At 60.2% G+C, this 16,379-nt stretch carries 14 protein-coding genes and 1 tRNA gene; 7 read left to right on the top strand and 8 right to left on the bottom strand.

Going from position 1 to position 16,379, the window contains the following annotated elements; all coding sequences use genetic code 11:
• Window positions 1-67 precede the first annotated feature (67 nt).
• Window positions 68-144 (top strand) — tRNA-Met (locus tag QD357_RS27245).
• 366 nt (window positions 145-510) lie between these two features.
• Entirely contained in the window at window positions 511-1,044 is a 534-nt protein-coding gene (locus tag QD357_RS27240) for a methylated-DNA--[protein]-cysteine S-methyltransferase (protein ID WP_107106427.1), read from the top strand.
• Window positions 1,045-1,188: 144 nt separating this feature from the next.
• Here QD357_RS27240 and QD357_RS27235 read toward each other — a convergent pair whose 3' ends face one another.
• The 5 genes from QD357_RS27235 to QD357_RS27215 form a co-directional block, all read right to left on the bottom strand.
• Complete coding sequence (locus tag QD357_RS27235) at window positions 1,189-3,192, bottom strand: aldo/keto reductase (RefSeq protein ID WP_107106428.1); 2,004 nt, start codon at window positions 3,190-3,192, stop codon at window positions 1,189-1,191.
• 86 nt (window positions 3,193-3,278) lie between these two features.
• The gene (locus tag QD357_RS27230) at window positions 3,279-4,367 is read right to left on the bottom strand and encodes an ABC transporter ATP-binding protein (RefSeq protein ID WP_107106429.1); all 1,089 of its coding nucleotides are present in this window, start codon (window positions 4,365-4,367) and stop codon (window positions 3,279-3,281) included.
• 15 nt (window positions 4,368-4,382) lie between these two features.
• Window positions 4,383-5,219: a carbohydrate ABC transporter permease gene (locus tag QD357_RS27225; RefSeq protein ID WP_107106430.1), complete on the bottom strand. Its 837-nt coding sequence runs from the start codon at window positions 5,217-5,219 to the stop codon at window positions 4,383-4,385.
• A complete protein-coding gene (locus tag QD357_RS27220; RefSeq protein ID WP_107106431.1) occupies window positions 5,216-6,076 on the bottom strand; it encodes a carbohydrate ABC transporter permease in 861 nt (286 codons plus the stop codon). The genes QD357_RS27225 and QD357_RS27220 overlap by 4 nt, the downstream gene beginning before the upstream one ends.
• Before the next feature lie 112 nt (window positions 6,077-6,188).
• A complete protein-coding gene (locus tag QD357_RS27215) occupies window positions 6,189-7,463 on the bottom strand; it encodes an ABC transporter substrate-binding protein (protein ID WP_414125458.1) in 1,275 nt (424 codons plus the stop codon).
• Between the two features lie 86 nt (window positions 7,464-7,549).
• On the opposite strand from QD357_RS27215, the gene QD357_RS27210 reads away from it, so the two are divergent.
• Together QD357_RS27210 and QD357_RS27205 are read left to right on the top strand one after the other, a co-directional pair.
• The gene (locus QD357_RS27210; RefSeq protein WP_107106433.1) at window positions 7,550-8,494 is read left to right on the top strand and encodes a helix-turn-helix domain-containing protein; all 945 of its coding nucleotides are present in this window, start codon (window positions 7,550-7,552) and stop codon (window positions 8,492-8,494) included.
• Window positions 8,495-8,564: 70 nt separating this feature from the next.
• On the top strand, window positions 8,565-9,335 hold the full coding sequence (locus QD357_RS27205; RefSeq protein ID WP_107106434.1) for a TIM barrel protein: 771 nt from the start codon (window positions 8,565-8,567) through the stop codon (window positions 9,333-9,335).
• 3 nt (window positions 9,336-9,338) lie between these two features.
• Here the strand turns inward: QD357_RS27205 and copD are convergent, their stop codons facing one another.
• On the bottom strand, window positions 9,339-10,226 hold the full coding sequence (gene copD, locus QD357_RS27200; RefSeq protein WP_107106435.1) for a copper homeostasis membrane protein CopD: 888 nt from the start codon (window positions 10,224-10,226) through the stop codon (window positions 9,339-9,341).
• Complete coding sequence (gene copC, locus QD357_RS27195; RefSeq protein ID WP_107106436.1) at window positions 10,223-10,591, bottom strand: copper homeostasis periplasmic binding protein CopC; 369 nt, start codon at window positions 10,589-10,591, stop codon at window positions 10,223-10,225. Before copC ends, copD begins: the two co-directional genes overlap by 4 nt.
• 352 nt (window positions 10,592-10,943) lie before the next feature.
• On the opposite strand from copC, the gene QD357_RS27190 reads away from it, so the two are divergent.
• From QD357_RS27190 to QD357_RS27180, 3 genes are all read left to right on the top strand, one after another.
• Window positions 10,944-11,717 (top strand): metallophosphoesterase, encoded by a 774-nt coding sequence (locus QD357_RS27190; protein WP_107106437.1) that lies wholly within the window; start codon window positions 10,944-10,946, stop codon window positions 11,715-11,717.
• A 109-nt stretch (window positions 11,718-11,826) separates the two neighbouring features.
• Entirely contained in the window at window positions 11,827-12,453 is a 627-nt protein-coding gene (locus QD357_RS27185) for a ribonuclease D (protein WP_107106438.1), read from the top strand.
• A 239-nt stretch (window positions 12,454-12,692) separates the two neighbouring features.
• Window positions 12,693-14,393 (top strand): hypothetical protein, encoded by a 1,701-nt coding sequence (locus QD357_RS27180; RefSeq protein WP_414125457.1) that lies wholly within the window; start codon window positions 12,693-12,695, stop codon window positions 14,391-14,393.
• Between the two features lie 136 nt (window positions 14,394-14,529).
• Here QD357_RS27180 and rpsA read toward each other — a convergent pair whose 3' ends face one another.
• Window positions 14,530-16,233, bottom strand: a complete 1,704-nt coding sequence (gene rpsA, locus QD357_RS27175; RefSeq protein ID WP_028754676.1) for a 30S ribosomal protein S1 — start codon at window positions 16,231-16,233, stop codon at window positions 14,530-14,532.
• Window positions 16,234-16,379 lie beyond the last annotated feature (146 nt).

Here is a 16,379-nt window from a genome sequence, read left to right as displayed (position 1 = left end):
GCGTCGAGACGAACTGCAAAGCAGTTCGCTCGAGGGCGGACAAACCGCAAGCGGTTTGCTCGGATGGCGCGGGGTGGAGCAGCCCGGTAGCTCGTCAGGCTCATAACCTGAAGGCCGCAGGTTCAAATCCTGCCCCCGCAACCAATCCAGCTTCCTTCCACACAACAAAGCCGCCAAAGATCACACACAAAGCCCCACACGGGGCTTTCTGCGTTTTTAGGATGCCGTTACGCTAGCAATCGCAGTCTCATCAGATCTCCAACATTGGCCGGATGTCCAAGATGCTTGCGGTCAACCATGGGCCTGAGGTCGCACTGGCTCCTGTCCAAACCTCGTGCCGGCGTGAAAATATTGTGCCTTCTCTCAATCGAAATGCTTTTCGGGTGGGCTACGTCCGGTATTTCCGCTCATATGCATCATTGTCAGCGAAGCAGCGGATTCGCCGCGATCGGACGAACAGAGGCGGCTACGACAGTCTCGTCGGTTAGATCCCAATGAAAGGATATCGACATGGCCAGGACAGCGCGGGGTGCGCAGAAGGATTATGTCTACAAGATCGTGAACTCACCTGTCGGCGAGTTGAAACTCGTTGCCAGTCATGAGGGCTTGGCGGCAATTCTCTGGGACAATGACCGGCCAAATCGCGTTCGGCTGAATATCGTTGCGGAGGATGTCAATCATCCTGTTCTCATAGAAACGGAACGGCAGTTGCGGGAATATTTTGCCGGCGAACGACAGGTTTTTGAGCTGCCGCTCGACTTCTCCGGCACGGAATTTCAAAAGAAGGTGTGGCAGGCACTGCTCACCATTCCCTTCGGCGAGACACGCTCCTATGCCGAAATTGCCGTGCAGATCGGTGCTCCCAAGGCCATACGCGCGGTCGGCGCCGCCAATGGCCGGAATCCGGTCTCCATCGTTACGCCGTGCCATCGCGTCGTCGGATCGGCCGGTGACTTGAGAGGATTTGCCGGTGGCCTCGAGCGGAAGACCTATCTTCTGGAATTTGAGGGCTCCGAAACCAAAACCTTCAATTTCGCGGCGTAATGGTTGCCCGCATCCGCTGCGACAAAGATTCATCCGGTAGCAATAAAAACAGCCCGCTTGTCGAACCAAGCGGGCTGTTTCGTTTTCGGCCTCAGTCATGTGAGAGTGGCCGGCCCGTATTCCTGAGCCGGCCATCGGCGTGCATCAGCCTTCAAGCCACTTCACCTGTTCCGGCGTCAGCTTGATGTCGAGTGCCGAGAGGCTGTCTTCCAGCTCGGCGATCGTGCGCGGGCCGATCAGCGGAATGACCGGGAAAGGCTGGGCGACGACATAGGCGAGCGCGATGTGGATCGGGTTGCGGCCGAGCTTCTGCGCCAGTTCGATCGCCCGGTCGCGGCGGCCGAAGTTGCGCTCGGAATACCAGACGCGAACCAACTCCTCGTCGCTGCGCTTGTCGCGGCCGGCGCGGTCAGTAAAGAAGCCGCGGCCCTGGCTGGACCACGCAAAGTTCGGGATCTGCTTGGCATTCAGCCAAGCCTTCCATTCCTCGTCGGAGGCAGCAATGCAGCCGGCCCAGATCGGATCGAGCATCTCCGCCAGCGAGAAATTGTTGGAGAGAGCTGCTGGCGCCGCCTTGCCGTTCTTTTCGGCATAGGCGATCGCTTCGTCGAAACGGGCGCGGGTCCAGTTCGAGCCGCCGAAGATGCCGCGAATGCGGCCGGCTTTGACCTCGGCATCCATGGCATCGACGAATTCACCGACCGGAACGGCCGTGTTGTCGCGATGCATGAAATAGATATCGACATAATCGGTCTTCAGCCGGTTCAGCGATTGGTCGAGCTGCTTGGCGATCATGTCCGGATAGCAAAGCGGCGAATGCACGCCCTTGCCGATCAGCACGACCTCCTCGCGCGGAACCTTGCGGCTGGTGTGCCAGTCGCCGAATATGCTCTCCGTCTTGCCGGCGCCATAGACGTAAGCCGTGTCGAAGGCATTGCCGCCGGCTTCATAGAAGGCGTCGAGCGTCAGCGATGCTGCCGCGAAATTCGGGAAGAATTCGAAGCCGAGCGTGACAAGAGAGGCCGGCTTGGCAATGCCGGGAATGGTGCGCTTCGGAATGCTGTTGCCCATGGTGACGGGTGCTCCGACGATATTCGTCGTCCGCCGCGTCGCCTTCTCGACCTCATATTCGAGGCCGACAGTGGCGCGCCACTGATCGAGAGCGCGCAGGTTTCCGATCGAATCGGCCCAATTGATGCCCGGATAGGCGAATTCCGCCTGGCCGGCGCGAATGGCATCGCCCGCGGCGTCGACCTCGAAGGAGTAGAGCCAACGGTCTTCCTTGACCTCGATAACCTGCGTTTCCGCGCCCTTGATGAGCTCGATCTTGCCGACGCCGCCCTTGTGGCCGGAGGCGAACCAGAAATCCTTGACTTCCAGACGCCCGTCCGAGCCGATGATGCGCAGCGTATTGTCCTGATTTGCCATGATCGAGCAGGATACTTCGGCGATGATATTGTTCGGGAATTTCAGCACTGCTGAGGCCCATTCGTCGACGCCGGTCTGGCCGAGATGGGCGACACCGGAGACTTTTTCCGGGTCGAGGAACGGCTTGCCTTCAACGGCACCGGCAATCAGCCGCGCCATGGATACCGGATAGCCGCCGACATCCAGGATGCCGCCGCCAGCCGTGTCGTTGGCGAACAATCGGTGTTCCGGCTTGACCGTGCCCATGTTGAAGCCGAATGAGGAGCGGATGATGCGGATCTCGCCGATCACGCTGCTTTTCACCAGTTCGATCAGCTTCGCCGTCTGTGGATGCACGCGGTACATGAAGGCTTCACCGGCGAAGACGCCAGCCTTCTTGGCTTCGTAGTAGATCGCCTCGGCATCATAGGCGGACAGCGCGATCGGCTTTTCGACGAGGACATGCTTGCCGGCACGGATCGCCTTGATGGCCCATTCGGCATGGCCGGTATGGGGCGTGGCGATATAGATGGCGTCGATTTCCTTGTCGGCCAGCAGCGCCTCATAGCCGTTCACGATGCGCGCGCCGGGGAAGTTATCGCCAAGACCCGGCTTGTCGGGATTGCGGCTGGCGATGGCCACCAGCTTGCCGCTGCGGGAGTGAGCGACGCCTTCGGCAAAAGTCTGTGCGATCCTGCCGGGGCCGATGATGCCCCAGCGGATGGATGTCTCGGTAGTCATGAACTGGTCCTTTCCTAAATCTGCATGCTGTCTTGGGAGTGACGGGACTTGGGAGCGATGGAACGGGGAGCGGTGGAAAAGAGCGCCTATCGCAATCGGTTGCCGGCGCCGTCGAACAGGAATGTCTTGGCTGCGGAGAGTGCTACGTTCAGCGTGTCGCGATTGTTGGTGTTGCGGGATTCCTCCCGCTCGATGACGATCTGCTCTCCGCCGGCGATGTTGGCGTAGATGTAGCTGGTATTGCCGAGATGCTCGGCGACGTCGACATCGACGGTTACATCGATATCGCCACGACCAGCCTCGAGAAAATGTTCCGGCCGCACGCCGAGCGTCACCGCCTGGCCGGTTTCGACCTGAGCCGTAGCGATCGGCAATGACAGACGGACGTCGCGCTGATTCTTCAGGGCCACCGTCACGCCGCCGTCTTGCTTGGCAACGATCTCGGCCGGCAGGAAATTCATCTTTGGCGATCCKACAAAGCCGGCGACGAACTGGTTGGCGGGATCGTCGTAAAGGTCGAGCGGCGCGCCGATCTGCTCGATATTGCCGCTGCGCAGCACGACGATCTTGTCGGCCAGCGTCATCGCCTCGGTCTGATCGTGCGTCACATAGATCATCGTCGTGCCGAGCTTCTTGTGGAGGCGCGAGATTTCGACGCGCATCTGTACGCGCAGCTCGGCATCGAGGTTGGACAGCGGCTCGTCGAACAGGAAGATCTGCGGTTCGCGCACGATGGCGCGGCCGATAGCGACGCGCTGGCGCTGGCCGCCGGAAAGCTGCTTCGGCCGGCGCTGCATCAGTTCAGTGATCTGCAGGATCTCGGCCGCCTGCTTGACGCGGCGGTCGGTATCGGCCTTCGGGTTGCCGTTCATGCGCAGGCCGAAATTGAGGTTCTGCTCGACCGTCAGATGCGGATAGAGCGCGTAGGACTGGAAGACCATGGCAATGCCGCGATCAGCCGGCTCCATATCGTTGACGACGCGGCCGCCGATCTTGAGTTCGCCGCCGGTGATGTCTTCGAGACCGGCGATCATGCGCAGCAGCGTGGACTTGCCACATCCGGACGGCCCGACGAAGACGACGAACTCGCCGTCCTTCACGTCGAGATTGGCGCCGTGGATGATTTCAAGGGTACCGTAGCGTTTGACGACATTGGTAAGGGACAGTTCAGCCATACGGGTCTCCCGGAATTATTTGATTGCGCCGGCGGCGATGCCGGCGATGAAGTGGCGCTGCAGGAGAACGAAGACGATGAGAATCGGCGCCGTCAGCATGACGGCACCCGCCATGATGCCGCCCCAGGATACCCTGGTAAGGCCGATCAACGTTCCGAGCGCCACCGGCGCGGTCATCATCCCCGGTCGGGAATTGATGAGCAGCGGCCAGAGGTAGTTGTTCCAGGAGGCCAGGAACAGGATGATGGCGAGCGCCGCCATGGTCGGTCTTGCCAGCGGCAAAGCGATGCGGAGGAAGATCTGCCATTCCTTGACGCCCTCGACTCGTGCGGCGTCAAAGAGCTCGCCCGGCATCATCGAGAAGGCCTGGCGCATGAACAGCACACCGAGCGAATTGAAGAGCGGTGGCACGATCAATGCGACCCATGTGTTGCCCAACCCGAAATCGCGCGCCACCATGATGAATTGCGGAATGACGACGACGGAGTAGGGCAGCGTGATCGTGCCGAGGATGATGGCGATAACGCCCGAACGGCCGGCGAACTGGTAGCGCGCCAGAGCCCATCCGGCCATCGAGGTCAGGAGCACCGACAGGAAGGTATAAATGACTGCGACGCCGATGGAGATCGTCATTGCACCGAGGAAGTTAGTGTCGGCCTGCAGATTCCGGACATTGTCGAAAAAGCTCGTCGATGGGACCATGACGATATCGGGGCTGAAGATGCCGTAGTCGGGCATGGTCGAGAAGATGAACATCATCCAGAGCGGAAACAGCCAGATAAGGGCAAGCGGTGCGAGCAGGCCGTGCAGCGCGATCGAGCGGATCAGATTGGATTTGGACTTCGATTTCATTTCGGTTCGCGCCCCACCCAGAGATTGAGAAGAGAGATGACCACGGCGAGCGCCGCCATCGTGTAGGCGATTGCGGAGGCATAGCCGAAGTTGGTCGACTGGAAGGCCTGGCGATAGAGCAACAGGCCGAGCGTCTCCGTCCCGCCGCCGGGACCACCCCTGTTGGTGATCAGATATGGTTCGGTGAAAAGCTGCATGGTGCCGATGACGGACAGGACCACGCAGAACAGAATGATCGGCTTCAACAGCGGCAGGGTGATATGGATGAACTGCTGGAAGCGGTTGACGCGGTCAAGCGTCGCGGCCTCGTAAACATCCTCGGGGATCGATTGCAGCCCGGAAAGGATGATGATGGCGTTGTAGCCCGCCCAGCGCCAGGTGACGGCGATGATGATGAGCACCATTGCGGCATGCGATTCGGCGAACCACGACACCGGTGCGAGGCCGATCATGCCGATTAGCTTGTTGATGATGCCGAAATCGACGTTGAACATCAGGCGGAAGACAGCGGCATAGGCCACCTCTCCAACGACGACCGGTGCGAAGAAAGCAAAGCGAAAAATGCCGCGCGCTCTCAGCAGCGGTGAATTCAATAGTACCGCCATGACCGTGGCGAGCGTGATCATCACGGGTACCTGGACGATCAGGATGATCAGCGTGTTTTGAAGCGCGTTGTAGAAGGCCGGGTCGCCGAACAGGCGCCCCCAATTGAGCGACAGGTTAAAGACCCACGGATTAACCCGGGTGTTCTGGAACGAGATCAGGAACGAATAGATGATCGGCCAGACCCAGAAGGCGGCGAACACCAGAAGATAGGGTGCAAGGAACGCATAGGCGCTCCGGTTTCGCAACCGCATGAAAGCCTTCTCCTTTATGCGCAGTGAAATGACGCGTGACGTCGCATCCCCGCCGCCCTCAGGGCGGCGGGGATGCCGAGCGCGGCTTGGGATGCGCGCCCGGCAGTGTCACTCACTTCGCGAGCGGCAGACCTGTCGCCGAGGCGATCTGCTGTGCCGCATCGTCGAGCGCGGCCTTGCCGTTCGGGTAACCACCAGCGAGGTATTTCGTCTGCACGGCCTTTATGACCTCATCGGCGTCGCTGAAATACTGGGTGCCGGGGCTCGGGCGGATCTTCGGCAGGGTGGCGAGGATATCGGCCCATACCTTCTGACCGCCCCAATAAGGCTGCGGCTGGTTGACGAAGGGATCTTGAACCGCCGTCAGCAGCGACGGTACCAGCCCGAAGGACTTCAGCATGGTAACCTGGCCCTCATTGGTGCCAAGCGTATATTCAAGGTATTTCCAGGCTGCCTCCTTGTTCTTGGAGCCGCTGGCGATCGCGAGCGAAGAGCCGCCGAGATTGGCCGCATGCGGGCCATCGGCCGTCATGCTCGGCATCGGATAGACGCCCCATTTGCCGGCGAGATCCGGCGAGGTGGAGCGAATGGTGCCTTCATACCAGCCGCCATAGAGCTGCGATGCCACCTTGCTGGCGGTGTTCGACTGAATTTTCTCGTTCCAGTTCGCCGCGCTCAGCAGGCCCGCGTCCTTGAACTCCTTCACCTTGTCCAGGGCCTTCACGCAGGCTGGCTGGTTTACGGTGATGCTCTGGCTGTCATACGAGAAATAGCCGCAGCCCTGTTCGTTGGCGAGCATGCGGAACCATTCAGTGTCGCCGTTTAGATCGGCCTGCGCCATGATCACGCCCGGATTGGCGGCGGAGATCTTCTTGCCGGCGGCAATGAAATCGTCCCAGGTCTTGATCGTTGCCGGATCGACGCCCGCCTTTTCATAGAGATCGCGGCGGTAGAACATGGCGACCGGGCCGGAATCCCAGGGCATTGCATAGGCGGCATCGCCGACCTCAAGCTCGGCACGCTTGAAGTCCGGGAACTGCTTCTTGAGCGCATCCGTGTAGCCGAGCTTCGTCAGATCGGTCAGGCAGTCCGGAAAGCGGTTCCAGAAGATCGATGCCTTGTGATTTTCGATCGACATGATGTCGGGCAGACCGTCACCGCCGGCGGCGCAAGCGGCCAGCATCTTATCGAAGACCTGCGGGTTGCCGATGTCCTGAACCTMGACCTTGATGTCGGGATATTTTTTATTGAATCCTTCGACCGTGGATTTCAGCGCCGACGCGGCGATGTTCCAGCTCCAGACTGTGATGGTGGTTTGTTCCGCATAAGCAGAACCGGAAGCCAGCAAGGCAGCAAGTGCCGCCGCTCCCGCGAGTTTTAAACGCATTGAAAATCCTCCCTTTTCAATTGCCGTCCTCTAGCGAACACGCTTAAACTAGCTACCGGTGCGCTTCTGTCTCCTAAAAAAGGAACATCGACTTGGCGGAAAGTAAGGTGGGTCATCGAGCAGTTTATCAGCCGGGCGCGAGCAGCATCGAAGGGCTGCCGACGACCCTGCAGATGTTTCATACCCATCCGCCCCTGATGGTGATGCCGCATTGGCATGCGCAGGTCGAGGTGAACTACCTTATACGCGGCACGGTTCACTACCGTATGAACGACCATGAAATTCAGCTTCGTGCCGGCGATATCTGCGTGTTCTGGGGAGGGCAGCCGCATCAGATGGATGATTCGTCGGAAGATTCGATCTATGCCGGCGCGCATCTGCCGCTGGTGCATTTCTTCCGCATGCGCCTGCCGCTCGATATTTCCGGCCGTCTGATACGAGGCGAGACCCTGGTCACCTCCGCGACGGATGCCGCCGACAACGAGAATTTCGCCCGCTGGTATCGTTATGTCCGCTCCGGGGATCCGGCCAAGGCCGAACATGCGGTTGCCGAACTCCTGCTGCGCCTGGAGCGCATTGCTTTCGAGCCCTATCGCATGCTGCCGGAAAAGCGGGAGCATCAGTCGAGCGAACAGGTCCACCCGCAATCGTCGCGCAGCCTGGCGCGCATGTGCGATTTCATTGCCAGCAATTTCCTGCACGACATCGATACGGTTGATATCGCCAAGGCAGCGGATCTGCATCCGAAATATGCGATGAACCTCTTCAAGAAATGCACCGGCATGACGCTCAGCAAATATGTCAACCTGCTGCGCTTGTCGCGCGCCCAGGCCATGCTGATGCGCGACGGCGCCAACGTGCTGCAGGTGGCGATGGACAGCGGCTTCGGCTCGATCAGCGCCTTCAACAAATCCTTCCGCCATATTGCCGGCATGTCGCCTTCGGATTTCCGCCGGGATATGCGCATGGTGACGGCAATGAGCGTCGAGGGCGCCCAGCCCGCGCTGCGCCGGTCCGCCTCGCAATTCTAGCGGCCGGCCTCTTGCCGTCGCCGGCGATAGGGCCCACGTCACTGGGCATATTCTTTGGAGGACGATTTTCATGCGGCAATTTTCGGCATGCATCGAATGGCTGTTTGCCCGCGAAGGTGACAATTTTACCGACCGTATCCGGCTGGCGCATCAGGCCGGACTAAGCGCGGTCGAGTTCTGGCGCTGGACGAACAAGGACCTGGATGCAATCGCATCCGCGGTCGCCGAGACCGGGATCGCCGTTTCGGGCATCGTCGCCGAGCCGATGATCGCGCTGACAAATCCGGCGAACAAGGAGGCTTGGCTGGAGGGCTTGCAGGTGTCCGTCAATGTGGCGCAGCGCCTGGGCGCTTCGGTTTTGGTTGCGCAGGCGGGTGACGATTTGCCGGAGTTTTCACGCGCCGAACAGCGGGAAGTCATGATCTCCGCCTTGAGCGCCGGCGCCGATATCTTGAGCGGCTCAGGCGTTCGGCTCGGTCTGGAGCCTTTGAACACGAAGATCGACCATGTCGGCTACTATTTGTCCTCGACGGTGGAAGGCCTGGATATCGTCGTCGAGGTGGGCCGGCCGGAAATTGGTATCGTCTACGATATCTACCATTCGGCTGTCATGGGCGAGCGGACGGAAGATGTGGTCGGCAAACGCGCCGATCGCATCGTGCATGTCCACGTCGCGGATCACCCTGGCCGTAACGATCCCGGCACCGGCGAGATCGATTTGCTCGGCCGTCTGAATTGGCTGTTTGCCCATGGCTATAGCGGCAGGGTCGGTCTCGAATACCGGCCGAAAACGGAGGATGCCGAGGCCGTTCGTGCGGTTGTGAGGTCGCTGTCGGCCTGACGGTCAGACGGGTTCGAGCATGCCGAAAACGGCGACTAGCGCAATGACTGCGATACCGAGGACGATCTCGGCAATACTGCCGCGACGGATGGCGCTCAAAGCCCGGGCCCGATCGCGTTGCATCCGCGGCACGAGGATGTAGCGATTGACGATCGCCAACAGGCTCATGCCGGCGACCAGCACGATCTTTATGGCAAGCAGCGCTTGATACGGAGATGACCAGTTCGTCGGCAGGCGCTGAAGGACCAGCATCGTATTGACGAGGCCGGAGGCGATGACCAGCGCCACGGCGCCATGCCCGACGGTGGAGAAGCGCCGAAGCGCCAACAGTGCTTCCGCCCGGTCTTCGGGCGCGTTCAAAAGCCGGAGGATCGGGACCAGCGGCACCAGGGCGCCCAGCCAGCCGCCGCCGGCCAGGACGTGAAGAATGTCATTGGCGCGATGGGCGAGCTTGAGCCAGCCTTCATGCATCGAGGCGTGACCGGTGAGCATGAGGGCGGCAAGGCCGAGACCGGAGCCGAGCGCCACGCCCGGGCGACGCCAACGCTCCGGCGGCAGGAAAGCAAGAACGAGGATGAGGGCAGCGGCGGCTTGGGCGAGCCACGCCTGCCCGACCGTCGTTTCGAACAGCACGTCGCGGATCGTGCCGGCATTGAAGGCATCACTCCAGCCATTGCCGATGATGGCGCTTGCAAGCGGCAGCGAGGCAAGCGTCGTCAGCCCGGCAATCAGCGCCGCAAGGAAGGGGGCGGTGCCGAACATGCGCCATACCTTCTCCGCCAGCACTTTCGGCACCAGAAAGCAGAGAAAGGCCGAGGCGCCCCACAGAAGCATCAGGGATGCGCCGTGAAGGAACCGGCACGCCTCAAGCGCTATGTTGGGATCGATCAAGGTTTTACTGTGAAGGTGTAGCTGCCATTGGTCTTATGGCCGTCAGCGGAAAGAGCATGCCATTCGACGGTATAGGTGCCGGCGCCAAGCGTTCCGGAGACGGGAACCATCAGCACGGTGTCGTTCTGCATCAGCATGGGATCGCCGAGCTTGACGACTGCCTTGTCGGGGCCGGTTACCTTGATGCCGGAGAACTTCAGGTTCAAGCCTTCGCTGAAAGTGAGGTCCAGTTCGCTGGGCGAGGCCTTGATGGTACTCTTGTCGGCCGGGGTTGCCGAATTCAGATGTGCGTGCGCAAAAGCCTGACCGGAAAGGCCGAGTGCGAGAATGGCGGCGAGGCTGAACCTGGTAATGGTCTTGGTCATGAAAAGTCGTCCTCCTGGGTTACCGAGCGCGATAGAATTGTGGACATCCTATGTCAAATTTTACAATGCGAAATGGCTATGTTCGGGACGCTTTGCCGCAAGGTAATCCTTTGTTGATGACTTCCGCCGACATAGACACCTGGCAGACGCGTTTATCCCTGTATTCGGCAAAGAATTGTCGCTTTTCGGTTATTTTTGCTTAGAGCACTTCCAGGAAAAGTGCGCAGCGGTTTTCCGTCCGGAATGCGTCAAAACAAAGGGATAGAGCGGGAAAGCGATTCCGTGAAACGCTGAACCGCTCTACGAGGGGTTAGAGCGCTCGGGATGGTGACATTTCGATGAGGGAAGTTTCATGGCGGCAAATACCATACGCGAGAAAGTCACTCGCGGCTTCAGCCCGCGCCGGCGTCGTGAGCACCTCGATAGCTTGGACGTGCCGACCTATGTGATCGGCGACGTGCATGGCCGCTACGACCTCCTGAGCGTGCTMGAACGCAAGATTTTCGCCGATGCCGCCGCACTGCCCGGCCGCAAGCTGATCATCATGCTTGGCGATTTCATCGATCGTGGCCCGGCCTCGGCACAGGTCGTCAGCCGGCTGATGGCGCCGCTGCCGAATGGTTTCGACCGGATCTGCCTCACCGGCAATCATGAGCTCGCCATGCTCGCCTATGCCGATGGTGAAATATCCCTGGACGAGTGGGTCGCGCTCGGCGGTGAGGCGACGCTGAAATCCTATGGCGTGGATATCCAGGCTCTACGGCAGCAATATCCCCGGCAGAAAAAACTCGACACCTTCATCCGCACCTGGCTACCCGACGATCATCTCAACTTTCTCCGCCGGCTGCCGATTCTGCTGGATACGCCGCAGGTCCTGTTCGTCCATGCCGGTATCGATCCGGAACGACCGATCGAAGCGCAGGACGATGACGACCTTGTTTACATCCGCTCGCGCTTTTACGACAGCGCGCAACCGCTGCCGAAGCTGATCATTCATGGCCATACGCCGGTCAGACAAGCCGAAGCGCATGGGCTTCGGCTCAATATCGACACCGGCGCCTTCCGTTCCGGAAAGTTGACAGCGGCGCGTCTGTGGCAAGGCCATATCCACATCACCTCGACTTGAGGCCGGACGAGGCCTCGCATTTTAAGCCCCGCGCAGTATCGTTATCTCCTTGTCTGTTCTATAGAACAGGACGAAAAACGAATTCAGACGATAGAGCCGGGAGAGCTTCATGGCCGCGACCATCCGTTATCACGAAGGCGATATTTCTGCTGCCGATGCCGCCCGCTACACCGGCTCCATAGCGATCGATACCGAAACGCTCGGCCTCATTCCACGCCGCGACCGGCTCTGCGTCGTGCAGCTTTCGCCGGGTGACGGCACTGCCGATGTGATCCGCATCGCCGCCGGCCAGAAAGAGGCGCCGAACCTCGTCGCCATGCTGGCCGATCCCTCGCGCGAGAAGATTTTTCACTACGGCCGCTTCGATATCGCCGTGCTGTTCCACACGTTCGGTGTCACCACGACGCCGGTTTTCTGCACCAAGATCGCTTCGCGCCTCTGCCGCACCTATACGGACCGTCATGGCCTCAAGGACAATCTCAAGGAGATGCTCGAGGTCGACATTTCCAAGGCGCAGCAGTCTTCCGACTGGGCGGCCGAGACGCTCTCGCCGGCACAGCTCGAATATGCCGCCTCCGATGTGCTTTACCTGCACGCGCTGCGCGGCAAGCTGAGGGAGCGCCTTGTGCGCGATGGCCGCATCGAGCATGCCGATGCCTGCTTCACCTTCCTGCCGACCCGGGCAAAGCTGGACCTCCTCGGCTGGGAAGAGACCGATATTTTCGCGCATAGCTGATCGCCCGTGTCAAAAGCGAATTGAAAAGAAAAACCGGTGCCGCGGAGGTGGCATCGGCTCGGTAGTTAGTAATCTGTTAAGAGACGGCCTGCTATTCTACCCCTGATTTCATGCATTCGACCGACGTTTTTCTGCGTCGACCGGTCGGTCAACCGGCTTGCGAATTGCTGATGGCCGCATGAGCGGACTCCGACTGAACCTGCCTTCTGCTTCCGTCTTTTCAGACAAAGGAGCATCCCATGTTGTCTTCCGTGAGTGCCGTGTCTGCTTTGGGTATAACCCTTGAAAAGCCGGCGGTTGCCACCGCCGAAACGTCCGGTGCCCAGACGACCGCGACGCCGCTTGCCGTGCTGCCGAATACGGTGAACGCCAGTGTCGAAGGCAAGTTGAACATGCTGCTGGTGGCGGCGCGCGAACGGATGTTCGACAGTTTGCTCTCCGTCATCGATGACGCCAGCACGGCGTTGAACATTTCGCGCGAGCCAGATGAGAGCAACGCCGCTTTGGCACAGCGGCTGGCCGATACGATCCTCAGCCTGCCGCCGCAACAGCTTGCGGTCGCCCAGCAACTCTTGGACGCGCAGGCGGAAACGCCGATCCCGTTGCCTCTCATTGCCGAGGTGCTGACCAATCCGGATGGGCCGGAAGCCGTGCAAATCGCCATCAGCCTGGATGCGGCGCTGACACCGGAGCCCGACGCGGTCATCAAGGCCGTTGTCAATTCCTATGGCCAGAATGCCGGCGAAACGGAGACGATCGAGTCGCAGGCCCAAGTCCCGGCCCAAGTCCCGGCACAAGCGATCCTGAAGACTACAGACGTCGTTCCGGCGGCTACCCCGGCAGTCCTGCCGGCTTCGCCGGAGAGCGTTGCGGCGCCAGCACCCGCGGCCGCTGTCCTCGCTGCAATTGCCGCGCAGGTGGCCGAGGAAACGCCGGTGGCGATTGCACCGGCTCAGGCAGTTCTCGTTGCTGCGGCGATTTTGGAACCGGAGCTCTTGCCAAGCCTCGAAACCGCCTCGACCCCGCAAGCCATCCCAAATCAGCAATCCGCCCCGCTTCCGCTGGCTGCAAGTGCGCTTCTCATTGATGCCGGCAACGGCGAGACCGTCCATCCGCAAAACGTCATCCCCGTAGCGGGCAACATGTCGTCAGCGACATCGGCCGAGGAGAAGCTCCCCACGGAAATCGCTCTGATCAGATCGCCGATCACGCCACCGCCTGTGCCGCGGGACATCCAGCAGATCCGGGCCGATATCAAGGAAGGACTGCAGGTCGTCATCGGCCGTGCCTTGGAAGTCACCGGCCCCGAGCTTCTGCAGATTATCCACGACGATGAGTCCGCGGCAGAAAAGATTATCGCGCAGGCGCTTGCCGCCAATGCCGACGACCAAAAGGACGTGCCGCTGCCGCCGCAGACGACCGCCAATGAGGACACCCGGAATCTGGCCGCCACCATGGCAAGCCAGAACGCGACTTCTACGGATGAGGTACCGAGCGCGCCGGCTGCGCTTCAGAGCAAATCCCTGGGCGATGTGCCGGGTGCACCCGCTATGAATATGCCCGATGCTGCGTCGCAGATGGGAACGTCGGTCCCGCTGCCGCAAGGCATTCCGTTTGCCATCGCACAATATTTGCCAGTGGATGTCTCGATTGAAGAGAAGGAACTGGAAAGAGTCGATCGTGTCGACCCCGCCGATGACGAGGAGCACGAACAGGGGCAGGGCGGAGAAACGGCGCAGGACGAGAGTGAAGACGATTCTCAGCCTGAGGAAACGCATCAGCCGACGGCTTCAACATCCGAAGAGGCCGATGCAGAAGCCACTCTCTCGGAAACCAGCGTCATCGCGCCAGAACCGCTCGCACTGCCTGCACCCGCGCCGCAGGACTCCCTGCACGATCACGCCTTCGATTTCTATCAGCGCATGGTGGAATGGGAATAACCGGGCCGCGTCAGAGCGCCGTGTGTTCGTCTGAACGCACAAAGATAGTTCTAGTCTTTGAATCCTGTGCAGACTCAAACAAAAACCCGCCGGATCGCTCCGGCGGGTTTTTTATCTCTAAGGCTTCAGCCGAAGATTATTCGGCGTTGCGGTTCTTCAGAGCCGCACCCAGGATGTCGCCGAGCGAAGCACCCGAGTCGGACGAACCGAACTGAGCAACTGCTTCCTTCTCTTCTGCGATTTCCAGAGCCTTGATGGACAACATGATCTTGCGGTCCTTCTTGGAGAAGTTGGTGACGCGGGCGTCGACGGTCTGACCGACCGAGAAACGCTCCGGACGCTGCTCGTCGCGGTCACGCGACAGGTCGGCGCGGCGGATGAAGGAGGTGATGTCGTCGTGGTTGACGAGCTTCACTTCGATGCCGCCATCGTTGATGGCGATGACTTCAGCCGAAACGACGGCATTCTTGCGCAGTTCGCCGGAAGCAGCGGCTTCGCCGACTGCATCCTTGCCGAGCTGCTTGATGCCGAGCGAGATGCGTTCCTTGTCGACATCGACGTCGAGAACGACGGCCTTGACGACATCACCCTTGTTGTACTCTTCGATGACCTGCTCGCCCGGACGGTTCCAGTCGAGGTCGGAGAGGTGAACCATGCCGTCCACATCGCCGTCGAGGCCGATGAACAGGCCGAATTCGGTCTTGTTCTTGACTTCGCCTTCGACTTCAGTGCCAGCCGGATGGTTGCGGGCGAATGCTGCCCACGGATTTTCCAGCGTCTGCTTCAGGCCGAGAGAGATACGACGCTTGGTCGGATCGACTTCGAGAACGACGACTTCGACTTCCTGGCTCGTGGACAGGATCTTGCCGGGGTGAACGTTCTTCTTGGTCCAGGACATTTCCGAAATGTGGATGAGGCCTTCGATGCCCGGCTCCAGCTCGACGAACGCACCGTAGTCGGTGATGTTCGTAACGGTACCGGAGATCTTCTTGCCTTCCGGATACTTGGCCTGGATGCCATCCCACGGATCGCTCTCGAGCTGCTTCATGCCGAGCGAGATGCGGTGGGTTTCCTGGTTGATGCGGATGATCTGTACCTTGACCTGCTGGCCGATGGACAGGATTTCCGACGGATGGTTCACACGGCGCCATGCCATGTCGGTGACGTGCAGCAGGCCGTCGATGCCGCCGAGGTCAACGAACGCACCGTAATCGGTGATGTTCTTGACGACGCCGTCAACAACCTGGCCTTCTTCGAGGTTCTGAACGATTTCAGAACGCTGCTCGGCACGGGACTCTTCCAGAACCGTACGACGCGAAACGACGATGTTGCCGCGGCGCTTGTCCATCTTGAGGATTTCGAAGGGCTGCGGGTTGTGCATCAGCGGGGTAACGTCGCGGATCGGACGGATGTCGACCTGCGAACGCGGCAGGAAGGCGATAGCGCCATCCAGATCGACGGTGAAGCCACCCTTGACCTGATTGAAGATGACGCCTTCGACGCGCTCGCCAGCTTCGAACTTGGCTTCGAGCTTGATCCAGCTTTCTTCGCGGCGAGCCTTTTCGCGCGACAGAACAGCTTCGCCAAGCGCGTTTTCGATGCGCTCGACATAGACTTCGACTTCATCGCCAACCTTGAGCGTGCCGTCCTTGGCGCGTGCACCGAATTCCTTCAGCGCGATGCGGCCTTCGACCTTGAGGCCGACGTCCACAACGGCGACATCCTTTTCGATGCCGGTGATGATGCCCTTGGTGACATAGCCTTCAGCCAGATCGTTCTTGGCAAAGGATTCTTCGAGAAGGGCTGCGAAATCTTCGCGAGAGGGGGAAGTTACAGACATAAAATCTCCTGGCGTGTCTCAATCAGGATTGAGGACACTGATGCGCCGGTGGTTCGTGTTGAACAGGCCTGCATCCGTCCGCCTCCCCTTGGGGAAGGCTATCCGGCGCTTGGACGGAATGTCAGGCTTCTAAATCAGCGACTTCG

The sequence above is a fragment of the Rhizobium sp. BR 317 genome (genome assembly GCF_047445835.1).
Taxonomy (GTDB): Bacteria; Pseudomonadota; Alphaproteobacteria; order Rhizobiales; family Rhizobiaceae; genus Rhizobium; species Rhizobium paranaense.
This window is presented reverse-complemented; position numbering and strand designations above follow the sequence as displayed.